The following is a 22,867-nucleotide window of genomic DNA, read 5'->3' on the forward strand; positions in this document are numbered from 1 at the left end:
CCTTATTTATGTGTAATATATTGATTAATGCGGCTGCCGATTGCGGACATTACTTCTTTGCCGGCCGCCGGATCTTGGAGCCTGTCCACAAGTACTGCAGCGCAGACTGTTTTTCCTTTATGGGTAAATAAGGCGCAATCATGCTCTATACCGGGAAGTTCGCCTGTTTTACCCGCAACCATGACTTTTTCCTCGTCTATCGTGTTGGCAAGTTTATTTTTAAACTGCTGGTTTTCCAATATATACAGTGCTTTTTCAGTATACTTCCCTGATAACAGCTTTTGCTCTGCCAATGCCTTTATGCCATACGCCATATCCCTGGCAGTTGTGGTGTTGTCAATGCCGCTTTTCAGTGCTTCAAAATCCATCATCTTTCTGCTTAATGATGTATTATTAAACCCCAAATCTTTGAAAAGCTGATTGATTTTCTCTATACCGATCAGCTCAATGATAAGATTAGTCGCTGTATTATCAGACACAATGATCATTAGTGTCATTAGGTCTGTCACCTTGATCTTCAAATCTCTGGCCATAGCTTGCAATACACCCGATCCGCCAACCCGGGCAGAAGCAGTAACTTCCACTTCCTCCTCAAGCTGAAGCAGCTCTTTCTCCGCCTGTAAAAGTCCCGCAAGTAAAATCGGCACCTTTATTAAGCTGGCCGAAGAGAAAACGGCATCGGCATCTTTTTCGATGGAACCATCCTCGGTATGGATATATACGGCAACGCGGCCTTTACAGCAGCTGGCCAATGTAAGAATTTCCGCTTTAAGAGTATGAAAGTCCATTTTATTTCGCAGCCGCTACTTGAGGCCGGTTATGATCCCCCGTTACTTTTTCATTATATAAATGGCAGGCCACAAAGTGATCCTTCTCAATCTCCTGCCACTCAGGCTTCATGGAAGCACAAGCCTCCATCGCATAAGGGCAGCGCGTGCGGAATACACAGCCGCTTGGCGGATTCATTGGACTTGGGAGCTCCCCTTCCAAAATGATTCTTTCCCGGTTATCCTCGACATCAGGGTCAGGGATGGGAATCGCCGACAACAAGGCCTGTGTATAAGGATGAAGCGGATTTTTATATAAGTTTTCGCTTGTGGTTAATTCCACTAGATGCCCTAAGTACATAACGCCGATTCTGTCGCTGATATGCTTAACCATTGAGAGATCATGGGCGATAAATAAGTAGGTCAGCCCTTTTTTCTTCTGGAGCCCCTTAAGCAGGTTCACCACCTGGGCTTGTACCGAAACATCAAGTGCTGAGATTGGCTCGTCAGCAATAATGAATTCCGGATCCAGCGCCAAAGCACGGGCAATTCCAATTCTTTGCCTCTGTCCGCCGCTGAATTCATGCGGATAACGGTTGGCATGATCGCGGTTAAGACCTACATCCTCCAGGAGCTGATAGACCCGCTCGAGGCGCTCCCTCTTATTCGGGTATAACCCATGAACCTCCATGGGCTCGGAAATAATCTCCTGTACGGTAGAACGCGGATTCAAGGAAGCATACGGATCCTGAAAAATCATCTGCATCTTCCTGTGAAAAGCAAACCTCTCTTTTTCAGTCATGTTATGGACGTTTTTCCCGTCATAAAGGACTTCACCTTCTGTACGGTTATATAAACCAATGATGGTACGCCCTGCAGTTGATTTTCCGCAGCCGGATTCACCGACAATCCCGAATGTTTCTCCCTGTTTGATATGGAAGGAGACATCATCAACAGCCTTCAGGGTTTGTCCTTTTCCCATTGAAAAATGCTTTTTAAGATTGTTGACCTGTAAAAGTGCTTCTTTTGCCATGTTTATTCCCCCGTCTCTTGCCAGTAACGTCTAGCTGCACATAGTTCCTTTTCATAGATGGTATCTTTCAAGTCGATAATTTCGATGTTTTTACCGGTATTAGGAGAATGAAGCAGCTTTCCACCACCATAATAGATGCCTACATGATGGAGTTTGCCTTTCCCTTCTTCATAAGCAAAGAATAATAGGTCCCCTGGTTCAATGGCATCCAGTTCGACCGGCTTCCCTGCTTCCGCCTGATCATGGGCATCACGGGGAATGATCACTCCATTTGCTTTGCACATCGAATAGCTGAACCCTGAACAGTCATATCCAAAGCTGCTCATGCCGCCCCATAGGTAAGGCAGGCCTAAAAATTGTTCACCCGCAGCGATGATGTCTCTGCCGCTGCCTTTCCGTATAGCCTCAATTGATTCAAAGACCTTTACGTCAGCAGATATTAAGAATCCTTCTCCTTCAGGTGTCTGCACCTGGATCCATTCGGCTTCTTCATTTAAGATTGGAAGTACAGTTTGATAACTTAGAATAAGTTCCGGCTCTCTGTCAATCGAATAGAGAGTTGCTTTTTTGTTCTGAATGACAGCAGCCTTTTCACTATCAAGCTTCCAACCTTCATTCTGAGTCAGCTGGGCCTTCGGCAACCAGCCGGGATATCCTCTCTCGTCCTTTGAAGAGGGCTGGCTCGGAACAACAACATGTACCCATCCACCCTTCTCCTCCAATACAATCACTTCTTCTCCGTACAGAACTTGTGATTGCACAAGATTCCCGTCGCAAAGCTCCAGCCGGGGCTCATAGGTGAGCTTTTCAAGCCAGGCATCCAGATTAACCGGATTGGTGATGGCTTCAAGGTCAATTTCTCTTGATGAATCGCTTGCTGTCCACAAGGTTGCAGCAGGAACCGAAACCAGCCATTTTTGCTTAATTGCCAAAACGAACTCCTCCTTTTTAAAATTGTCAGGATGTCAATTCCTGCTTGTTCACTGCCAATGATACATTTCTGATGCCAAGACCAGGTTCAGATGGCAGAGTAATTTTGCGGCCGGAATAGCGGATTCCGCCTTCCACAATTTCTTTTGCCATCATCAGCGGAGCGTCAAAGTCAAAGCGGGTTATATTCTTTTTGCTGGCTGCAAAATGGGCTGCGGCCGTAATGCCAATCTTGGTTTCAATCATGCTGCCTACCATGCATTCCATCCCGCATACTTCAGCAAGCTGATTAATGATCTGCGCCTGATAGATGCCGCCTGACTTCATCAGCTTGATATTAATCAGGTCAGCACTTCGCGTTTTAATGACTTCAAATGCCTGCTTCGGGGTAAAAACACTCTCGTCTGCCATAATCGGTGTATCAACCGCATCTGTAACCTGCTTAAGCCCCTCTATATCCCAAGCCTTTACCGGCTGTTCGACAAGCTCAATGTTCAAGTCCAGTGCTTCCATTTTCCGGATGGCATAAATAGCATCCTTTGGTTTCCAGCCTTGATTGGCATCCAGGCGGATTTTAATTTTCGATCCTACCCGGGTGCGGATTTCCCGTATTCTCTCTATATCTGTTAAAATATCATCCTTGCCGACCTTTACCTTAAGGACATCGAAGCCTTGCTGAACATAGGAAACCGCATCTTCCCCCATTTCTTCCGGACCATTGACGCTTACTGTATAATCCGTTTCCACCTCATTTTTATGACCGCCCAGAAATTGGTAAAGAGGCAGTTTGCATTGCTGTGCAAGACAATCGTATAAGGCCATATCCACAGCTGCCTTTGCACTCGAATTTCCTATTAAAGCGGACTGAATCCCCTGGAATATCTCCTCATAGTTTAGAAGACTCTTATTGATCAGCATTGGCTTCAATACATGATGAATGGCTGACTCTATGCTTGAAAGACTGTCTCCAGTAATCACCACAGTGGGAGGTGCTTCTCCCCACCCGGCTATCCCGTTATCGCATGTTACTTTTACAACAAGCGTTTCAGCTGTCTCAACTGTTCTCAATGCTGTTTTAAATGGTTTTTTCAGTGGTACCGCAGCTCTAAATGTTTCGATCGTGTTTATTTTCATCTATACCACCCTTTTACTTAACTCCGCTTTCAATTGTCAGCTTTTTACCGGCTGCATCCAATTCTGCCCTTACACCTAATGGCACAGAAATATGCGGAGAGCAATGGCCGATATGAAAGCCTTTAACTGCAGGCTTATTCACCCTTTTAATATACGTATCCAGAACTTCATCCAATCCCAGGGAAAGTTCTCTTTCCGGAACACAATTATTAAAGTCCCCAATGATAAAGCCGGCCGCATCCGAAAGCTTCCCGGCCATATGCAGCTGGTTTAACATGCGGTCGACCGCACGGGGCTCTTCATTGATGTCTTCAATAAGCACAAGTTTATCTTTTGTATCAATTTCAAATGGTGTTCCGATTGTACTGGCCATAAGAGACAGATTTCCGCCCGTTAAGATACCAGCGGCCCTCCCGTTCACCATCGTCTCCAGTTCTGAAATTCCTTCTGGATAGTCAAGCGTAACCGGCTCAAATAACTGGTTAAAATATTGCTTGGATAGCGGATCCGCATCCTCTTTGCCAATATCAGAGGCGAGCATCGGCCCATGGAAGGTGACCAATCCTGTCTGCTGGCGGATGGCGGTGTGCAGGAATGTTATATCACTGTATCCCCAGAAAATTTTCGGGTTTTCTTTAATCAGACTGTAGTCGATTTGGGACGCAATTCTCCCTGTTCCATAACCTCCGCCTGCACAAATGATGGCTTTGACTTCCTTATCCGCAAACATGTTATGTAAATCCGCCAGACGGTCTTCATCCTTCCCGGCCAGGTAACCATATTGATCTGTCACATGCTCGCCCATCTTTACCTTTACACCAAGCTCTTCCAAAAAAGAAAGGGATCGTTTCAGGTTCTCCTGATTAGGCGGGCTTGCCGGTGCTATAATTCCAATCGCATCACCTTTTTTCAGGCGCTGAGGTTTGATTGCCATGCTGTCACATCCTTTTCGTTTTATTAGCATTATATGCTCCTGCAGCAAAAGCATTATTTGGGAAATGAAATAATTGTCGAGGATATAAGCTAAATTTCGGGAAAATGTATTATTTTTCGGGAAATAAATAAGAAAAGCGCAAGCGCCTTGCCCACCCCCGACAAGCACAAGACGAGCCTCCCGGAAAGGCGTTCTTTGCCTTTTTGGGAGGATTGGCTTGTGACCTCGAGGGGGTAGGCGCTGGAGCTAGACAGTTATCGACGTTCAAAATTTTATACTTTCTTACCTTTCTAAAAAAGCGCAGAGCGCCCGCTTATCGGCGACAAGCTTAAGACCTCGAGCCGATGGCGCTCGGAGCTAGACAGATATCAAGGTTCAAAGATCCTTATTCATCAAAAAAATTATACTTCTGAAAAAAAGGGATGTTCACACGAACACCCCTTTTTCCTGTCACTTTCACATCAAGCCGAAGAAGTATTACTTCTTATCTGCCCATTTAAGCTCCAGGTATCCAACCGGATGGCGGACGATTCCTGAAACAGCATCATTATAGAGATAAACCTGGTTGTAGAAATGGATAGGGATAATCGGCATTTCTTCGAATAAGATTTTTTCCGCTTCATACATCAGTTCAAAGCGCTTTGCTTCGTCTGCTTCATTCTTCGCATCCTTGATCAGCTGATCGTACTTCTCACTGCTCCAGCCAGTGCGGTTCATGGAATGTCCTGTCTGGAAGTTTTCAAGGAAGTTGATTGGGTCAGCATAGTCAGCAAGGAATGAGCTGCGTGATAATTGGAATTTAAGGGCTTTTTGCTCTTCAGCGAATACATTCCATTCCATGTTGGCAAGCTTTACTTCAACGCCAAGATTTTCTTTGAACATTTGCTGAAGTGCTTCTGCGATCTTTTTGTGAGAATCACTTGTGCTATACGTTAATGTAACTTCAGGAAGGGTTTCATAGCCTTCCTCTTCCATACCTTTTTTCAGAAGAGTCTTGGCTTCTTCCAGATTCGTCTGAACAAGATCTCCTGCTGTTTCACGGAAATCCTTGCCATCAGCATCCTTAAATCCATAGGATACAAATCCGTATGCAGGCTTTTCTCCATTCTTGGTTACAAAGTCAACGATTTGCTTCTGGTCCACTGCCATTGCGAAAGCTTTACGGATGTTTTCGTTCTGGAATGGCTCCATATTTACGTTAAAACGGTAGAAATAATCACCGGCCTGGTCTTCAACCTTTGCTTCACCTAATAGCTGTTCACTCAGCTCAGATGGAACAGCCGATACATCAAGCTCTCCGGTTTGATACATTTGGTATTCTGTATTGGTATCATCAATGATCGCCCAATTAATTTTATCCAGTTTTACATTTTCAGCATCCCAGTACTGATCGTTTTTCTCCATTACAAAGTGGCTGTCATGCTCCCATTCTGTCAGGTTGAAAGGACCGTTGCCCACAAAAGATTCTGCTTCAGCAAACCACTGAGGGTTTTCTGTTGCCACTTTTTCATTGATCGGGAAAAATGCAGGGTTGGTGATTACACTTAAGAAATAAGCCTGCGGACTAACTAAAGTCACTTCAAATGTTTTGTCATCAACGGCTTTTACTTTTACATCATCAGCTGATCCTTCCCCGTTGTTATAAGCTTCTCCGCCTTCAATAAAGTAGCCGAGGAAAGCGGCTGAAGAACCTGTATCAGGATTTAAAAGACGCTTCCAGGCAAATTCGAAATCACCTGCTGTTACAGGATCGCCATTTGACCATTTTGCATCTTCACGGATTTGGAATGTATAAGTCTTTCCATCTTCTGAGATATCCCATTTTTCAGCAATTGCTGCTTCTGGCTCATGATTTTGTCCCAGACGTGTCAAACCTTCCATTAAGTTGTTAAGTGCGCTCCAGGAAACAGAGTCAAAGCCGATTGGAGGGTCAAACGAAGTCGGCTCCTGGCCATTGTTCAAATAAAGCACTTTTTCAGCACTTTCTTCTTCTTTCTTGCCATCATCCTTGCTGTCTGTTTCTTTACCGGCATTTTCATTTGCCGTACAGGCTGCCATGACAAATAGCAGCACACCTGCAAGCAGCAGCGATAAAAACTTTTTCATTCCTTTTCCCCCTCTTAAAATATATTTCTTTACCTATCAGATGCCTGTCTGACAGCTGATAGAATCATAACTTTCACCGTACCGGATCCGGCACTGTGAAAGGAAAAACCTATTTTACACCTGCAAGCATTTTCTGTGCCCGTTCATCCTGAAGCCAGCAGTCTACATGATGATCGCGGCTTAAATGCGTTTTATATGGATAAACCCGGTCACATACTTCCATTGCATATCCGCAGCGGGCTGCAAATGGACAGCCAGCCGGCGGAGCGAATAAATCCGGAGGCGATCCGCCAATAGGAACAAGATCGGCTCCATCCAGGTCAAGGCGCGGAACGGAATTCAGCAGACCCTTTGTATAGGGATGCTGAGGATTATAGAAGATTTCCCTTCGTTCTCCGGCCTCCACTATTTTTCCTGCATACATGACAGCGATGCGGTCTGCTACTTGAGCGACAACCCCCAGGTCATGAGTGATGATTATGATGGATACTCCCGTTTTCTTCTGGATGTCTTTAAATAAATCCAATATTTGCGCTTGAATCGTTACATCAAGTGCTGTGGTGGGTTCATCGGCAATCAGCACTTCCGGCTCACAGACAAGGGCCATGGCAATCACAATTCGCTGCCTCATCCCTCCGCTGAATTGGTGAGGATAATGCTTCAATCTTTCAGATGGATTAGGAATCCCAACTAAATTAAGCATTTCCAGAGCCTTTTTACGGGCATCCTGCCGGGATATGGTTTCATGCTGCATAATTCCTTCTATAATTTGCTCCCCGATGGTAATGGTAGGGTTTAAAGCCGTCATTGGATCCTGAAAGATCATTGAAATGTCTGCGCCGCGGATATCCCGCATTTCAGACTCTTTTAGTTTTGTCAGATCCTTCCCTTTAAAGAGGACAGCACCGTCTGCTATTCTCCCGGGAGGGGATGGAATCAGCCGCATGATGCTTTGGGACGTCACACTTTTCCCGCAGCCGGATTCACCGACAATCGCCAGGGTTTCCCCCTTGAAGAGATCAAATGATACACCTCTTACAGCCTGGACTTCCCCGCCATAAGTGGTAAATGTGACATGCAGGTCTTTTACTTCAAGTACTTTCTCCATGCTGCTACCTCCTTAACTTCGGATCGAGGGCATCCTGCAATCCGTCTCCAAGCACATTAAATGAAAACATGGTCAGGGAGATGAAAAAGGCAGGGAAAAACAGGCGCCACCAGTGACCTGATAGAATCGTAGACAGCCCATCATTGGCCATGGAACCCCAGCTGGCAAAAGGCGGCTGAATGCCTAATCCCAGAAAGCTCAGGAACGCCTCTGCAAATATAGCCGACGGCACTGTAAGAGTCATCTGTACAATGATAGGGCCCATCGTGTTCGGCAGCAGGTTTTTCTTTATAATCCTCGACGTTTTTGTTCCGAAAGTCTTTGATGCCAGTACAAATTCATAGTTCTTAATCTGCAGAACCTGTCCGCGGACAATCCGGGCCATTCCGACCCAGCCCGTTACGGAAAGGGCGAATATTATGGTGAACAAACCAGGTCCCATTACGACACTGATTAAAATAACAACCAGTAAATAAGGAAGTCCATAAAGAATTTCCACTACCCTCATCATGGCATTATCTGTTCTGCCGCCTTTATATCCGGCAATACCTCCGTAAATGACTCCAATTGCAAAATCAATCATGGCTGCCACAATTCCGACGAATAAGGAAATCCTTGCTCCGTACCATGTTCTAGCGAAAACATCCCGGCCCAATTCATCTGTTCCGAACCAGTATTTTGAAGATGGCGGAAGATTCTGATTGGCCAATGACTGCTCGGATACATTATGCGGGGAAATCATCGGGCCAAATATGGCCATAAAGGCTAAAGCAATAAGAAAGAATAGCCCTGCCATCGCCAATTTGTTTTTCAAAAGCCGGCGCCATGCATCCTGCCAATAAGAAAGGCTTGGCCTTACAACTGCTTCCGCTGCATCCTCGTCTTTGGCCTTTGGCACAAACCAATCATCCGGAATATCGGGTGCCAGGTTGCGGTTATCATGCTGTTTGCGCAGTTCCATTAGCTCGCCTCCTTTTTGTGAAGCTTAATTCTCGGGTCTAGAACTCCGTATGCAATGTCCACCAGGAACAGCATAATAATCAAAATGGAGCTGTAAAAAACGGTGGTTCCCATTATGACGGGGTAATCTCGTGTATTGATGCTTTCTACGAAATACTTTCCCATTCCGGGAATGGCAAATATTTTTTCAATAACAAAGGTGCCTGTCAAAATGCTGGCAGCAAGCGACCCCAATACAGTTACAACAGGCAGCAGGGCATTTCTCAGTGCGTGTTTAAAAACGATTTTCACCGGTGACAGGCCTTTAGCTTTGGCGGTTTTGATGTAATCCTGTGTCAGCACTTCCAGCATGCTTGAACGTGTCAGACGGGCGATAATCGCCATGGGACCGGTCGCAAGCGCCAGAGTCGGCAGAATCATATGCTTTGGGCTTGACCATGTAGCCACCGGGAGGATTGCCAGGTTGACAGCAAGCTGCTGAATTAAGAGTGTGGCAAGCACAAAGTTTGGCACCGATATTCCCAGAACTGCTATGGTCATCGCTAAATAATCAATAAAGCCATTGTGCCGGAGGGCTGCTATGATTCCGAGGGCAATCCCTGAGAAAACAGCCACAATCAACGTGACAATTCCCAGTTCAAACGACACCGGGAACCCCCGTCCCAGCATTTCATTAACCGTCTGGGAGGACTTTTTAATAGATGGTCCAAAGTCAAATGTTGCAACGGATTTCAAGTACATCCCATATTGGACATACAGCGGTTCATCCAAATGATAGAATTTCTCCAGATTCCGCTGGACCGCTTCACTGGTGTTTCTTTCTTCATTAAATGGCGACCCGGGTATGGAGTGCATTAAGAAAAACGTCAGAGTGATAATGAACCAAAGTGTGACGACCATTGCGATGAGGCGTTTTATTATGTATCCAGTCATTCATTAACACTTCCTAACAGAATGTAGTTCTCATGGCCAGCTCAGTCATCACGAGCATAGCCTGGTATGCTTCAAGAATATCTTTTGCCTGATAGCGGACAATGGTTGTATTTTCTTCTATCTCTGCACCAGGCATTAAAGCGGCCCACTCAGCCTGGCCGTAGTTGGCAAATTCAATTTTCAATACTGGGTTTTCCGGAGGCACGAGCGGCTTGACAAGATCTTTTTTGCTAAGCGCCTCTGCCGCTTTTTCTCTTAAAAGCTGGCCGGCTTTCGCCGGAGTAAGCGATTTCACTGCTGATCGTGATATCGTCTCTTTTACAACAGCTGTTGTAACATTCGGGATCAATTTCTCTGCTTCCAATGCCGCCTGGTCATCTCCGGCCACCATTAGGACCGGCACGCCATGATAGCCAGCCACATAAGCATTGAAGCCCATTTCTCCAATGGCATGATCATTGATGTACATATGTCTTACACCAAAAATCATGGAGTGGGACATAACACCTTTCATGGAAGCACGCGCATGATATCCAACAAACATGGCTCCGCTGAAGCTTGAATCCAGGCCCTGAACCATTGAATATGGCTTAACATCACCAGTAATCAGCTGTGTCTCAGGGTGCATTCTTTCAATCAGCAGGTTGTTCATTTTCGAGTGGCTGTCATTGACAATCACCTCACTGCAGCCTTCTTCAAAGGCGGCTGTTACCACATGGTTTGCCTCATCAGTCATAATCACCCTGCTGCGTTCATAATTGTGCTTCGATGAGCCGACATGAGTATGATCAGCCAGACCCGTAATTCCCTCCATATCAACTGATAAATAAAGCTTCATTTAAAATCCCCCAAAATATTATATTATTATAGTTTTCTATATTGCGTATTATTTCTATATTTTCTGTAAATTAAATCTGCAATTTATTTCATAAAATCTAAATACAAAAAATCCAGCTATCGGAGATGTTCTCTGATAGCTGGATTTCATCTGCGGAAAACAGAAAAAGCAGCTCATTTATTCATAATTTGTGTATATTTTATATGGGCATTTTTAAAGGCAACCATCAGGGCCTTTTGCGAGGAGCCGAAGTAGCGGCTTTCGATTTCTTCCATTACCTTGTCTGCTTCCAATATGGATTTGCCGACAAATATCGATTTAATAAATAATGAGGTTAAATTAATGGTAGATGAACATTCTGCATCTACAATTTCATCTGTTTCCCTGTCGATCACAAGACCGATAAAGAAGCCGTTATATTTTTGCATAATCGGATTGTTCAGTGATGTTTTGCTGTCTCCGATGATATAGACGGTATTTTGTCTGTACATGAAATTGCCTCCTGCAGACCGGATATTATATGAGGTGTTTATGAGGTTATCATAAACATTCATTATAATGCATGGCCCGTACCAAAATTGTAATACAACAGAAGCTGTATTACAATCATTTTTCAATACTTTTCTAAATATTTTATCAATTGAATGTGTCCTTTACATGCGGATTCAATTACTTTTGCCCTGCAAGTCTCAATGCATATTGCAGCAGGTCCTCCCCGCTCATGAGCCTGTCTCCCCCACCCTGTGCAAATTGCGGATTCCCGCCGCCTTTGCCGTTAATCTTCTGCAGCAGTTCTGCTGAGAGGCTCTTCATATCAGATTCCGAATCTGCTCCCCTGGCACAGACAAATTGGAGTTTATCTGTGGTTTCATTGACTAGGATAACATCGGCATTCTCAGATTGGGAGGCGGTTAAGCGTGCCAGTTTCTGCAGTTCCTGGATGGATCGTCCCTCAAAGACTTTGCTGATGCACTTTCCCTTTTCGGCTGTGATCATTTCTTTTGCCTCATAAGCTAACAGTGCTTCCTTTGCTGCTTCCAGCTGCTTCTCCAGGTCTTTTCCATTTTCAATCAGGCGGCTGGCAGCTGAAGGCAGGTCCTGTTCTGGTGCATTTAGGAGCTGACTAAGATTCCCGGTAATTTCATGTTTGGCCTGAAGATGCGTGAGAATCCGGGTGCCGCAGATGAACTGTACACGAATTTTCTTTTTTTGGCGCTCCCAGTCCAATATTTTTACACCGGCTACCTGGCCGGTTGAAGCTGGGTGTGTTCCGCCGCATCCGTTATAATCAAACTCCGGAATGATCACAAGCCGAATATCTTCACTGACAGACAGCTGCTTGCGGAGCGGAAATTGGGAAGCTTCCTCTGCACTCACCCACCTGGATTCAATAGGGCGATTCTCAAGTATAATGGAATTAGCCAATCTCTCCGCTTCCTCTGCATGCCGGCCTGGCAGTTCACTGATTTCCAGATCAATTGTTAATGTTTCTTTGCCTAAATGAAAGCTGACTGTCTTATAGCCGTAAAGCTCTTCAAATGCAGCCGATAATATATGCTGGCCGGCATGCTGCTGCATATGGTCAAACCGTCTGTTCCAATCGATCTCTCCTGATACTCCTGAAGTGGAAGGGTCCAATTCTCCTTCTAAATAATGACGGATTTCCCCTTCCGCTTCTTCCACATCTACCACTTTAATGCCATTGAGTGTCCCCTCATCGTGAGGCTGTCCTCCGCCAGTTGGATAAAAGGCCGTTTCTTTCAGGACTGCATATACCCTTTCCTTGTCGTCTGCCGCCTGATATACAAGTTCCGTTTCAAATGTTTTTATATATGGGTTTTCATAATAAAGTTTTTTCATAGAGATCAACCTTCCTTATGCCTGTTCTATTTTTAAAACTACCGATTTTGCAGTTACAGGTCAAGTCAGCTATCAGTCAAGGGGAAATTATTAGTAATTTTATCCACACGGTTTATGCTTGTGGCGAAAAAGGTATGTACACCAATAGATAAGCAAAAATTATTAAGGAGATGATGAACATGGCAACAAACAAGCATATTGTAGGTGCATACGATACAGAACAGGAAGCTATTCAAGCGGTTGAAGAGTTACGAGCAGATGGATACCGTCCTGAAGATATTTCCGTAATCAGTAAAAATAAAGACGATGTGGATGCCGTTACAGAAGAAACAGGCACAAAAACGGAAGAAGGATTAGCTGCCGGAGCAGCTACTGGCGGTGTTCTCGGAGGATTAACAGGTCTTCTGGCCGGTGTAGGGGCGTTGGCAATTCCCGGAATCGGGCCAATTGTGGCTGCCGGACCAATTGCGGCTACATTAACAGGAGCCGCTGTTGGGGCAGGTGCCGGCGGCATTGCCGGAGCACTTATCGGCATGGGCATTCCAGAAGAAGAAGCACATCGCTATGAAGCAGATGTCAAATCAGGAAAAATCCTTGTGTTAGTCGATCCTGATACGAAGTCTGCAGACTTTACTGACAGCTATACAAATACGGACCGCTCCGTTTTAGATGGAGACCGGACAACGTACACAAGCACTGATCCTCTAAACCCTGGCGAACTTGACCGCGGAACGAACGCTTTTAAGGATAACACCAGAAACGGCAGCGGTGTTTGGACAGATGAGAATCTCGATTTAAACCGTCCGCTAAGCGGAAATCCGGAAGAATTGAAAACAGATGACCGTACAGTTTCAGCCTATAACGATGATGTCGATACCCGCTATCGGGATGCTTATGACTTTAACAATGTCAGGGAGAACCGCAATAACCCTTATAAAGGATAATAAGAAAAGCGCAAGCGCCTTGCCCACGAAGGAACGCAGACTAAGAACGCCACGTCCTCCCAAAAGCTTCCGCTTTTGGGAGGCGATGATTATGCTGACGAAGCCTTCCTTGTCCTGCGGGCCACAGGCATAAGACGGTTCCTGTAAGAAGGCGTTTTTCCTTCTGAAAGGAAACGGCTTATGACCCCGAGTCCCTAGGAGCCGCAACAAGACAAGCTTGTGACCTCGAGGGGGTAGGCTGCTTGCGCAAGGCAGTTATCGACGTTCAAAGTTTTATACTTTCTTACCTTATGCAAAAAGAGCTATTCCCATATGTGGGAGTGGCTCTTTTTGCGCTAATATTGAAATTCGCAGCAGTTATATCGTATGAAAATTCCATATTTTTCACCTTTTTCCTCCTGATTTTCAAAGCTATACTTAAATGTAATGGAATGGAAAAATAGGAATCTAGCGGGGGGAAATAATAATGAGAAGAGTGTTGCCGGCACAAATTATTTCTCATAGTCAATTTGGTTATAGGAAGCTGCCATCAAGTGTCAGATGCGAGTGCCCAAAATGCAGCAAACCCAGCCTTTTTACGATTAAAGCAAATTATAATCATACAAGCAAATCCAGCATACTTTCCCATGGAAATTGTTCAGCCTGTAAGAAGGAATCCGTTTTTATCATGATACTCAATCAAGATGACCAATCAAGCGACGAGGCGATTCTTTATATCTATGATCCTAATTCAGCAAAGGAGCTCCTGACTCAGCTGGAGAAAATAAAGGAAGTGCCGGTTGACCTGACACGGGCTTACCGATCAGCTTTAAATGTCAGCTATTCCAAAGATACGATTGCAACAGCTGTTATGTCCAAGCGCGTCCTCGAGAGTATCCTGAAAAATTTTCTTGGTGAAGAGGTCAAAGGGCAAAACCTTTCAAAGCAATTTGAACTGCTGCCAAAACACGTAGATTTAGCAAGGCCCCTGCAGTCTTTAAGCCAACTGGCACAGCCAGGCAGCGCCTTTTACGAGATGCTTGATCTTGAAAAGGACATTGATCTGGATATGGCCTCCCTATTGATGGAGCTTTTAGAGAGTTTAATAGAGTACTTATTTGTCCTGCCAAATAAAATTGAAATGCTGCAGCAAAAACTAAATCATAAACTTCTCTGATCCCATATTTAACCCCCTTATCTTCCTGATTAAGGGGGTACTTTTTTACTTTTAATTATTCAACTGTCTTTTGATCTGGTCTTCTGCCTGCTTTAAAATTTCTTCGTCGCCGGCTTCTTTATTAGTGATGATATTTGTTTGATATTTTAAACCTTCATAGTCAACTGTAACTGTAATTTCTTTCATTTTTCCTGATCCTTTCCTGATGTTTTACTATATAAATACCAACAAAAGGACGATTTAAAACTTCTCTATACCGGTTTCATTTGCTCTTCCAAAATACGGGCCAGCCTTTCTTTCATTTCCTCTTCCGTTACAACCAGACTGTGGCTGGACATTTTTGTTTTAAGGATAAGTTCGCAGCCTTCATTTACTTCCGGAGAATATCCATAGTATTTGTGATTTAAATCTATTTTTTTGAACTGGAAGGACTTTAGGTTTTTCCATGGAACAAACCTGCTTCCGCTTATAAAGCCGTTATCATAGACGGCAAAGACATTCAGGAGATCTTTGGCATTGATTAAAGGGATGAACAGAAGATAGAGATATGTCCAGCTGAATTTCATATTATATTTACCGAGTATAAACATAATAACTAGAAATACCAGCATGACTGCATACATAATGAGCCCCAGCTTGTTCTTGGAGATAACAGGGCTGTCCGCTGTTTTTTGGGGGAATTTCCTTACTGCTCTCAGATCATTCCTATCTGAAGGAATAAGAGGAGTTTTCTTCATTTTTGTAATGAGGATTATATAGTGATAGCTGAAATAGATAATACATACCAGAAATAGGACCTCGAATATTATATTCATCGCACCCGCCTCCTTAATCATCTATACGATTCTAAATAGGAAAAGTTTCATCACTGAAAAAATATGATTGTGCAAACAAGCTAATTTGAATATAATCTAATTAGATATATATCTAATCATTTTCTATAGCCGACAAATTAGATAATTATCGAATCACTTTTCGCTGAGGTGCGTTAACATGACAAATTGGACTGTATGGAAACAGGAGAAAAATTATCAAAAGCTTTTTTGGGCTGGTGTCATTAATGGAATTGGAAATCGATTTACACAGGTTGCGCTGCTTGCGCTGCTCTACCACGTAACAGGCTCTGGTGTCGCAATCGGACTTTTATTCGCCATTCGCATGGCACCTTTTTTCTTCATTGCTCCAATAGGAGGCATGCTCGCAGACCGTTTTTCCAAGAAAGCCATTCTGGTAACAGTGGACCTGCTGAGAGTGCCAGCGGTCCTCTGCCTTCTTTTCGTAAGGGAACCAGGGGATCTATGGATTGTTTATACAAGCGCACTCCTGATCTCAATGGGCGAAGCCATCTATTCACCGGCCAGGATGTCTGCGATACCTGCGCTTGTAAAATCTGATCGGCTTATATATGTAAATGCGATTGAGCAAGTCATGGTCGGGGCAGTTCTGATTTTGGGATCAAGCACTGGCGGAATCCTCGCCTACTATCTGGGAAACCATGCTGCTTTTATAATTAACTGCCTTACCTTCCTGTTATCAGCGTATCTAATCTCAAGGATGGTTTTCCCATCAGTTTCTGAGGAAAATAGGAGGAAACCGGGAACATCGGCATCCATTTCACCAGGGAAACTGATTCTTGGCTCTTCCGCACTGGTTGCCTTTTTTATTATGATGCTGACCATGCCGCTCGCCAATGGAATAGACAATATTCTTGTCAGTATCTATGGACTGGAAGTTTTTGCTATGGGTGAGTTGGGTGTTGGGTTTATGTATGGCGCACTGGGGATTGGCCTTATTCTAAGCTCCTTTTTTTCTCATATGATGAAGCGCGGCCTCCTGGCACTTGCGATCATCTTCATCGCTTTAGAAGGCACAGGTCATATTTTACTAAGCCTCGCGCCAAGCTTTTACGCAGCTCTTTTCACTGTCGTGCTGATCACCTTTGCAGGCGGAATCGGCAACATCTGCCTTGATACCGTTATGATGAAGTTCATACCCCGGTCCAGGCAGGGAACTTTTTTCGGTTTAATGGAGATGATCTCAAACCTTTCCCTGGCTGTCTCCATGGGTACAGCAGGATTCCTGCTGGAGATATTTGCTCCAAGGACCCTTAGCCTGATCATTGGCCTGGCCTATCTTATTTTTGCTATTATGTATGCACTTTTATTTGCACGAGTAGATCTTGTAAAAGAAAAGAGGGAGTTTATCAGGGGAATTTAGCTGAATAAAGAGAAAAGCCCTGCAGGCATTCATCCTGCAGGGCTTCCTTTTAGTTTTCCTCGATTTCACTGCGGTTTTTCTTAAACATTTTAGATAATACTTCGTACACGATTGGCACAATGATAAGGGTCAATAGCGTCGAGCTTGCCAGACCGCCGATAACGGTAATCGCAAGGCCTTTGGAGATAAGCCCTCCGCCGCCGGAGCCAATGGCCAATGGAATTAATGCACCAATTGTAGCAATGGCTGTCATCAGGATTGGGCGAAGTCGGGTTGCTCCCGCTTCCAGCACCGCTTCCCTCATGACCAGACCGTCACGTTCCATATGGATGATCCGGTCCACCAGAACGATGGCATTAGTTACGACAATACCAATTAGCATTAATAGTCCCATCATGACCGATACAGAAATGGTTTCACCGGCAATCAACAACCCAACGAAAGAACCAATCACGGCAAACGGAAGGGAGAAGAGAACCGCAAATGGCGCCACTCCTTCACGGAATGTAACGACCAGAATGAAGTACACAATCGCGATGGCTGCAAGCATCGCAGCGCCAAGCTGCGTGAACGTCTCAGTCATATCTGCCTGAACGCCAGCAACTCCGACGGTTACACCCTTAGGCAGATCCAATTCATCAATAGCTTCATCTGTTTTAGAAGTAGCCTTTGAGATATCATCTCCTTTGACGGTACCTGACACGGTTGCGTAGTACTCGCCTTTACTGCGGGCAAGCGTATTATGGGTTGTGCCTTCTTTCACTGTGACAAGCTCGGAAAGAGGCATAGTTGTACCCATCGCTGTCGGCACCTGTGTTGCCAGGATATCATCAATGGATTTCGGCTGTTCCGCCTGCTCCTGCTGGACAATGACTTCAAGCGTCTCACCGTCTTTTTCAATCGTTGTCAGAACATCCTTGGTGTTCGAGGAATTCAGCATCATGACAATTTGTCCGGCTGTCAGACCGTACTGCAGCAGTTCATCCTGCTCCACATTGAAGGTATATTCAACAAAGGCGTCTTCTGCACTTGAAGAAACGTCCTCCAATTCTTCATTTTCCTTCATAACGTCTTCTACCATTTTGACAGAGTCATTCAGTTTATCTAAATCTTCACTGTAGAATGTGTAGCTGACTTCATTGGTTGAACCGGACATAGAAGTGAAGTTCTGGCTCTTCCATTCACCTGATTGTCCGATATTAAACACATACTCTTCTATTTCTTCACGGACTTCAGGGAAATTATCCATCTCAGGGTCAAAGATCAGGTACATTAAAGCTCCGCCTGCTCCCCCGCCCATCATGGCAGCCATCTGATCCGCTTCTTCGGTTACAGATATTTGAACGATGTCAATATCATCACGTTTAAGCATTTCTTCTTCTACTGCTTCAACGTTCTTTAAAGTTTCATCTTTAAGCTCTCCAGCTTCAGGTGTGTATGTCAGATACATCACTTTATCTTCTTCACTGCCCATAAAGCTGAATCCGATCATTGGTGTCAGAGCTAAGCTCCCCGCCAGCAATACTACCGCAATGATGGATGTAATAATCTTATGATTAAGAGATTTCTCAAGGATCCCTCTATACCATTTTGATAGCTTTCCAGCTTCTTTATGGCTGCCTTCCGTTTTTTCGCTGTACAATTTCTTTCTAAACAAGAAGTGAGACAGCGCTGGAACGATTGTAATGGCCACAAGCAGTGAGGCACCAAGCGCAAACGTCATCGTCAAAGCGAATGGCATAAACAGCTCGCCGACCATACCTCCTACAAAAATGAGCGGTGCAAATACAGCAACCGTAACTAATGTCGAGGAGAGGATTGGCTTGAACATCTCAATCGTAGCTTCACGGATAAGCGCCCGCCCTGTCAGTTTTTCTTCTTTTAAATGCAGGCGGCGGTAAATATTTTCAACTACAACGATAGAGTCATCAATTACACGGCCGATGGCAACCGTAATGGCTCCAAGAGTCATAATATTCAAGGTAATATTCATCCAGTTCAGCAGCAGCAAAGCCATGAAAATCGAAACTGGAATGGATACGATGGAAATAATAGTTGATTTAAAATCACGCAGGAACAGTAAAATAATCAAGACGGCGATCAGCCCGCCAAACACGGCCTTTTCAATCATGGTTGAAACGGATTCTTCAATCGGCTTGCCCTGGTCAAGTGAAAGATCTATAACAAGGCCCTCGACCTTTTCTTTTTCTTCCTTGATTAAATCTTTGACATTGTTGACCACTTCAACAGTGTTAGCCTGCTGTTCTTTAACGATTTGAATGGCAATGGCATCATCACCATTTGTACGGGATACAGATTGCACTCTGCCGACCGTATCAATCTCGGCAATGTCACTCAGCTTCACAAAAGGTGACTGGTTTTGGGCGGTCGGTGTTACCGGAATGAGCATATTCTTTAATTCATCCTCGGTCATGAACTTGCCGTCCACTGCGACAGCCTGCTCACCTTCTTCAAATTCGTAAAGTCCCAATGATACAGCCATGTTGCTTGCCTGGATCATTTCCTTTACTTTGTCTTCGGTCAGCTCAAGTTCAGCCAGTTTTTCTTCGTTGTATGTGAGCTGCACTTCTTCCACATGCTGACCAGTGATGGTCGCTGATGCTACACCATCTATTTTCTCAATTTTTGGCAGTATGATATCTTCTACAGTTGAGGTTAACTCCACAATATCCTCAGATTTACTGCTTACACTCAGTGCAGCAACCGGCATCATATTCATGCTGATGGCCGTAATGGTCGGTTCCTGTGCTCCTTCCGGCAGCTCCACTGCATCCAGAGCCGATTGAAGAGCACGCTTGGCTTCGTCCATATCAATACCATAGTCATATTCCACTTGGATATTTGCCATGTTAGAATATGAATTTGAGTAAACTGATTTCACATCTTCAAGGCCTTCTACGGCTTTCTCGATTGGGATGGACACATCATCCATCACTTTTTCAGGAGTTGCACCCGGATATACATCCATTACCATTAAGTAAGGAATCGAGACATCCGGAATGGTCTCCATATTCATCCGTGTACCTGAATAAATGCCAGATACCGTGATAATAATTGTTAACAGCCAGACTGCAAGTTTATTCTGCAGGACAAAATTCACTAACCCTTTCACTTGTGCACCTACCCTAAATTGACTTATTAGACTCAATTACATATAATAATGACCAGGTGGTCATTTGTCAATCATAAAGGAGTGACAATCTTACATGGGCAAGAAGCAGTTAATTATGGAAAGCGCTTTAGAACTCTTTGCCAAACAAGGATTTGAAGCTACCTCTGTTCAGCAGATCACCGTTCACTCCGGTATTTCCAAAGGAGCTTTCTACTTATCATTCAAATCAAAAGATGAATTGATCATGGCTTTGATCGATCAGTTTATGGATCAGTTCGTCTCAGATATTGACCAAATAGTCAAAGACCCGAATAACACAGGCGGAGAGCTTTTAAGGAAGTTTTATTACACCACTTTCCACTCCTTTCAAAAGCATTCAGACTTTGCCAAGGTTTTCATTAAAGAACAGGCACATACATTTAACGAGGAGCTTATATCAAAAGGCCGTCACTTTGACCAATTAATCGATGATATCACCCTATCGATGCTTGATCAGCTATATGGTGAGGCTGTCCAGCATACAAAATATGATTTAATTTATTGCATTAAAGGCTTCATGCATGTGTACTCTCATTTATTTCTATTTTTCAATGTGCCTTTGGATTTGGACCTTCTATGCCGGTCACTTGCGGAAAAAACGGACCTGCTGGCAAAGCACTCAGAAATTCCGTTTATTACAGACGAGCTCTATGACACGTTCAGGAAGGCCGGACACGAAGAAATGACTGACAGGCAAGTGATTGAAATCATAGAGCAGAAAATTGAGGAATTAGAAGATTCGATTGAAAAGGAATCCCTCATCCTCCTAAAGAAGGATGTACAGGAGCGCAGCCTGAGCCCTGCTATCGTACAAGGGCTGATTACAAATATCAGGAACAATCCTCAAAGCAGATGGATTGCTTATCTGCTTTTAAATTACTACGAGCTTTAGAAAATAAAAGGCAGAATGCTTTAGCGAGCATCCTGCCTTTTGTGTATAGTAAAGTCTTTATTTACTTTTGAGATTGTCAGTCCATCACCAATAGGAATAAGCACAGATTCCAATTGAGGATGGTCAGCCACTGTTTTATTAAATTTTTTCATGAATTCAGTATGACGTCCAGGTTCAGCACCCTCGTCTGCAACACTGCCTCTTGCCAATACATTATCACAAACAATTAATGCCCCATTTTCCGCTAGTCTGATGCAATAATTCAGATAGTTTTCGTAATTTTCTTTATCAGCATCGATAAAGAAAAAATCGAATTGCCTATTATCACTAACAAGCTGGTTGAGGCTTTGCAAAGCGGGTCCGATTAAATAGGATACTTGATCTCCAAAGCCGGCTTTTGCCAGATTGCTATGTGCTAATTCTGCGTAGCTCTCTACGAGCTCAAGGGATGTTAAATTTCCTGCCTGATTGAATCCCCTCGCTAAACAAATGCCGCTATATCCCCCAAGTGCCCCAATCTCAAGGACATTTTTTGCTCCTGACATGGATACCAGCAGCTTAAGAAGCTTGCCAGTAGAAGGAGAAACGGATATGGATCGCATGCCATTCTCTTTTATAGAAATAAGAACTTCCTCTAGAATATCATCATGGCTGCAGAAAACTGAATCGATGTATCTGTTAATTTGTTTCATATTTCCCGTCCCTTTATTAAAGTGGATTATTCTTATTAAAAATGGCCGCCGGAGAGTCAATTCAGATTCTCCAGACAGCCCTTATATAAATTATTTCAGCTCAGCTAAGACTTCTTCAATTTTAGCAAGTTCTGATTGTAAACCGCCTCCGCTCAGGTACCAAAGTGGTCCATCCAAGTAAACGATTTTTTTATTTTGATAAGCATCTGTTTTCTTAACGATATCATTTTCCATATCCGCTTCAATATTAGAGTCCCCGCCAACAGCTGCTGTACGGTCAATTACGAATAGCACTTGTGGATTAAATTCCAGGATGGCTTCAAAACCGAAGTTAGAACCGTGAGAAGAAGATTCGATATCTTCTGTTACCGGCTTGAATCCATAAATGTCATAAATGTAGCCAAAGCGGGAATTAGTTGAGAAACCTGATAATTTCCCTTCATTGTACATAGTTACTAAAGTGCTTTCATAGTTTCCGGCTAAAGCTTTGATTTCTTTTAAAGCTGAATCAAATTTTGCCGTGTATTCTTCGGCTTCTGCTTCTTTACCAAACATTTTCGCCGCCAGGTCTACAGAAGATTGAAATGTGTTCCAATAGTCATCCTGAGAAGTACCAACAAACACGACAGGAGCAATTTCTTTTAATTCTTCATAGAAAGCTGACTGGCGCCCGGAGATAAAGATTACATCCGGATCCATTTCAGCAATATCTTCAAGTAAAGGTTCTTTTAATCCGCCAACACTTTCATACTCATCTGAAGCATATTTTTCAAGGTGAGCAGGCAGGGTAGAATCCTTCGCAACCCCAACAATTCCTTCAACCCCAAGAGCATCTAATGTATCTAAGAAACCATAATCAAATACAGCAATTCTTTCCGGCATCTTTTCAAATTCTACATCTTCAAAATTGGTTGTACCGCCTTCATTGCCTTCTACTGAAGCAACTGTCGGAGAAACAGTCATTGGATATGCAGAGCTTCCTTCTTCAGTTCCAGATACATTTGTTTCTTCAGATTGGCCAGCTTTAGCTTCATCAGCTGATTCTTCTTTTGAAGCTTCTTCGGCAGATCCGCATGCGGCAAGCAATAATACCATTGCTGCTAACAGTGCATAAAATATTTTTTTCATTTTTTTACTCTCCCTTTTTCTGTTTATTGATATTGATTATCATTATCAACTATGGTGATAATT

The 22,867-nt window shown here is 43.9% G+C and carries 21 protein-coding genes; 4 read left to right on the plus strand and 17 right to left on the minus strand.

Going from position 1 to position 22,867, the window contains the following annotated elements; genetic code table 11:
• Positions 1-2: 2 nt before the first annotated feature.
• From PBF_RS18725 to PBF_RS18780, 12 genes are all read right to left on the minus strand, one after another.
• Positions 3-788 (minus strand): serine hydrolase, encoded by a 786-nt coding sequence (locus PBF_RS18725; protein ID WP_035331868.1) that lies wholly within the window; start codon positions 786-788, stop codon positions 3-5.
• A gap of 1 nt (position 789) precedes the next feature.
• Positions 790-1,800, minus strand: a complete 1,011-nt coding sequence (locus PBF_RS18730) for an ABC transporter ATP-binding protein (protein WP_035331870.1) — start codon at positions 1,798-1,800, stop codon at positions 790-792.
• A 2-nt stretch (positions 1,801-1,802) separates the two neighbouring features.
• Entirely contained in the window at positions 1,803-2,732 is a 930-nt protein-coding gene (locus PBF_RS18735) for a C40 family peptidase (RefSeq protein ID WP_035331873.1), read from the minus strand.
• Between the two features lie 25 nt (positions 2,733-2,757).
• Positions 2,758-3,864, minus strand: coding sequence for a dipeptide epimerase (locus tag PBF_RS18740; protein WP_035331882.1), 1,107 nt, complete (start codon positions 3,862-3,864; stop codon positions 2,758-2,760).
• A gap of 13 nt (positions 3,865-3,877) precedes the next feature.
• Positions 3,878-4,798: a S66 peptidase family protein gene (locus PBF_RS18745; protein ID WP_035331938.1), complete on the minus strand. Its 921-nt coding sequence runs from the start codon at positions 4,796-4,798 to the stop codon at positions 3,878-3,880.
• Positions 4,799-5,275: 477 nt separating this feature from the next.
• Positions 5,276-6,904, minus strand: a complete 1,629-nt coding sequence (locus tag PBF_RS18750) for a peptide ABC transporter substrate-binding protein (protein WP_035331884.1) — start codon at positions 6,902-6,904, stop codon at positions 5,276-5,278.
• A gap of 109 nt (positions 6,905-7,013) precedes the next feature.
• Positions 7,014-8,012, minus strand: a complete 999-nt coding sequence (locus PBF_RS18755) for an ABC transporter ATP-binding protein (protein WP_035331885.1) — start codon at positions 8,010-8,012, stop codon at positions 7,014-7,016.
• A 4-nt stretch (positions 8,013-8,016) separates the two neighbouring features.
• Positions 8,017-8,973: an ABC transporter permease gene (locus PBF_RS18760; RefSeq protein ID WP_035331886.1), complete on the minus strand. Its 957-nt coding sequence runs from the start codon at positions 8,971-8,973 to the stop codon at positions 8,017-8,019.
• Positions 8,973-9,905, minus strand: a complete 933-nt coding sequence (locus PBF_RS18765; RefSeq protein ID WP_035331887.1) for an ABC transporter permease — start codon at positions 9,903-9,905, stop codon at positions 8,973-8,975. The genes PBF_RS18760 and PBF_RS18765 overlap by 1 nt, the downstream gene beginning before the upstream one ends.
• 13 nt (positions 9,906-9,918) lie before the next feature.
• Positions 9,919-10,743, minus strand: a complete 825-nt coding sequence (locus tag PBF_RS18770) for a M55 family metallopeptidase (RefSeq protein ID WP_035331888.1) — start codon at positions 10,741-10,743, stop codon at positions 9,919-9,921.
• 173 nt (positions 10,744-10,916) lie between these two features.
• Positions 10,917-11,234 (minus strand): DUF3870 domain-containing protein, encoded by a 318-nt coding sequence (locus PBF_RS18775; protein ID WP_035331889.1) that lies wholly within the window; start codon positions 11,232-11,234, stop codon positions 10,917-10,919.
• A 178-nt stretch (positions 11,235-11,412) separates the two neighbouring features.
• Positions 11,413-12,603 (minus strand): serine-tRNA(Ala) deacylase AlaX, encoded by a 1,191-nt coding sequence (locus tag PBF_RS18780; protein ID WP_035331890.1) that lies wholly within the window; start codon positions 12,601-12,603, stop codon positions 11,413-11,415.
• A 179-nt stretch (positions 12,604-12,782) separates the two neighbouring features.
• Between PBF_RS18780 and PBF_RS18785 the strand changes: the two genes are divergently transcribed.
• Entirely contained in the window at positions 12,783-13,547 is a 765-nt protein-coding gene (locus PBF_RS18785) for a general stress protein (RefSeq protein WP_035331891.1), read from the plus strand.
• A gap of 466 nt (positions 13,548-14,013) precedes the next feature.
• Positions 14,014-14,703: a hypothetical protein gene (locus PBF_RS18795; RefSeq protein ID WP_035331894.1), complete on the plus strand. Its 690-nt coding sequence runs from the start codon at positions 14,014-14,016 to the stop codon at positions 14,701-14,703.
• Positions 14,704-14,754: 51 nt separating this feature from the next.
• Here the strand turns inward: PBF_RS18795 and PBF_RS25955 are convergent, their stop codons facing one another.
• Together PBF_RS25955 and PBF_RS18800 are read right to left on the minus strand one after the other, a co-directional pair.
• Positions 14,755-14,889, minus strand: coding sequence for a BA3454 family stress response protein (locus PBF_RS25955; RefSeq protein ID WP_019381209.1), 135 nt, complete (start codon positions 14,887-14,889; stop codon positions 14,755-14,757).
• Positions 14,890-14,954: 65 nt separating this feature from the next.
• On the minus strand, positions 14,955-15,518 hold the full coding sequence (locus tag PBF_RS18800; protein WP_035331896.1) for a hypothetical protein: 564 nt from the start codon (positions 15,516-15,518) through the stop codon (positions 14,955-14,957).
• 178 nt (positions 15,519-15,696) lie between these two features.
• Between PBF_RS18800 and PBF_RS18805 the strand changes: the two genes are divergently transcribed.
• Entirely contained in the window at positions 15,697-16,920 is a 1,224-nt protein-coding gene (locus PBF_RS18805) for an MFS transporter (protein ID WP_035331898.1), read from the plus strand.
• 49 nt (positions 16,921-16,969) lie between these two features.
• Here the strand turns inward: PBF_RS18805 and PBF_RS18810 are convergent, their stop codons facing one another.
• On the minus strand, positions 16,970-20,053 hold the full coding sequence (locus tag PBF_RS18810; RefSeq protein ID WP_035331900.1) for an efflux RND transporter permease subunit: 3,084 nt from the start codon (positions 20,051-20,053) through the stop codon (positions 16,970-16,972).
• A gap of 94 nt (positions 20,054-20,147) precedes the next feature.
• On the opposite strand from PBF_RS18810, the gene PBF_RS18815 reads away from it, so the two are divergent.
• On the plus strand, positions 20,148-20,984 hold the full coding sequence (locus PBF_RS18815; protein WP_035331902.1) for a TetR/AcrR family transcriptional regulator: 837 nt from the start codon (positions 20,148-20,150) through the stop codon (positions 20,982-20,984).
• A 20-nt stretch (positions 20,985-21,004) separates the two neighbouring features.
• Here the strand turns inward: PBF_RS18815 and PBF_RS18820 are convergent, their stop codons facing one another.
• Both PBF_RS18820 and PBF_RS18825 read right to left on the minus strand, forming a co-directional pair.
• Positions 21,005-21,676, minus strand: a complete 672-nt coding sequence (locus PBF_RS18820; RefSeq protein ID WP_051488947.1) for an O-methyltransferase — start codon at positions 21,674-21,676, stop codon at positions 21,005-21,007.
• A 90-nt stretch (positions 21,677-21,766) separates the two neighbouring features.
• Complete coding sequence (locus PBF_RS18825) at positions 21,767-22,804, minus strand: siderophore ABC transporter substrate-binding protein (RefSeq protein ID WP_035331903.1); 1,038 nt, start codon at positions 22,802-22,804, stop codon at positions 21,767-21,769.
• Positions 22,805-22,867: the final 63 nt, after the last annotated feature.

The sequence above is a fragment of the Cytobacillus firmus DS1 genome, assembly GCF_000565285.1.
Lineage (GTDB): Bacteria > Bacillota > Bacilli > Bacillales > Cytobacillaceae > Cytobacillus > Cytobacillus firmus_A.

Bases quoted from the DNA above. Each gene is read 5' to 3' on its own strand.
- PBF_RS18755 (WP_035331885.1), bottom strand. From the start codon at position 8,012: ATGGAGAAAGTACTTGAAGTAAAAGACCTGCATGTCACATTTACCACT.
- PBF_RS18800 (WP_035331896.1), bottom strand. From the start codon at position 15,518: ATGAATATAATATTCGAGGTCCTATTTCTGGTATGTATTATCTATTTC.
- PBF_RS18770 (WP_035331888.1), bottom strand. From the start codon at position 10,743: ATGAAGCTTTATTTATCAGTTGATATGGAGGGAATTACGGGTCTGGCT.
- PBF_RS18815 (WP_035331902.1), top strand. From the start codon at position 20,148: ATGGGCAAGAAGCAGTTAATTATGGAAAGCGCTTTAGAACTCTTTGCC.
- PBF_RS18730 (WP_035331870.1), bottom strand. From the start codon at position 1,800: ATGGCAAAAGAAGCACTTTTACAGGTCAACAATCTTAAAAAGCATTTT.
- PBF_RS18775 (WP_035331889.1), bottom strand. From the start codon at position 11,234: ATGTACAGACAAAATACCGTCTATATCATCGGAGACAGCAAAACATCA.
- PBF_RS18825 (WP_035331903.1), bottom strand. From the start codon at position 22,804: ATGAAAAAAATATTTTATGCACTGTTAGCAGCAATGGTATTATTGCTT.
- PBF_RS18785 (WP_035331891.1), top strand. From the start codon at position 12,783: ATGGCAACAAACAAGCATATTGTAGGTGCATACGATACAGAACAGGAA.
- PBF_RS18780 (WP_035331890.1), bottom strand. From the start codon at position 12,603: ATGAAAAAACTTTATTATGAAAACCCATATATAAAAACATTTGAAACG.
- PBF_RS18760 (WP_035331886.1), bottom strand. From the start codon at position 8,973: ATGGAACTGCGCAAACAGCATGATAACCGCAACCTGGCACCCGATATT.
- PBF_RS18820 (WP_051488947.1), bottom strand. From the start codon at position 21,676: ATGAAACAAATTAACAGATACATCGATTCAGTTTTCTGCAGCCATGAT.
- PBF_RS18795 (WP_035331894.1), top strand. From the start codon at position 14,014: ATGAGAAGAGTGTTGCCGGCACAAATTATTTCTCATAGTCAATTTGGT.
- PBF_RS18745 (WP_035331938.1), bottom strand. From the start codon at position 4,798: ATGGCAATCAAACCTCAGCGCCTGAAAAAAGGTGATGCGATTGGAATT.
- PBF_RS18725 (WP_035331868.1), bottom strand. From the start codon at position 788: ATGGACTTTCATACTCTTAAAGCGGAAATTCTTACATTGGCCAGCTGC.
- PBF_RS18740 (WP_035331882.1), bottom strand. From the start codon at position 3,864: ATGAAAATAAACACGATCGAAACATTTAGAGCTGCGGTACCACTGAAA.
- PBF_RS18765 (WP_035331887.1), bottom strand. From the start codon at position 9,905: ATGACTGGATACATAATAAAACGCCTCATCGCAATGGTCGTCACACTT.
- PBF_RS18805 (WP_035331898.1), top strand. From the start codon at position 15,697: ATGACAAATTGGACTGTATGGAAACAGGAGAAAAATTATCAAAAGCTT.
- PBF_RS18750 (WP_035331884.1), bottom strand. From the start codon at position 6,904: ATGAAAAAGTTTTTATCGCTGCTGCTTGCAGGTGTGCTGCTATTTGTC.
- PBF_RS25955 (WP_019381209.1), bottom strand. From the start codon at position 14,889: ATGAAAGAAATTACAGTTACAGTTGACTATGAAGGTTTAAAATATCAA.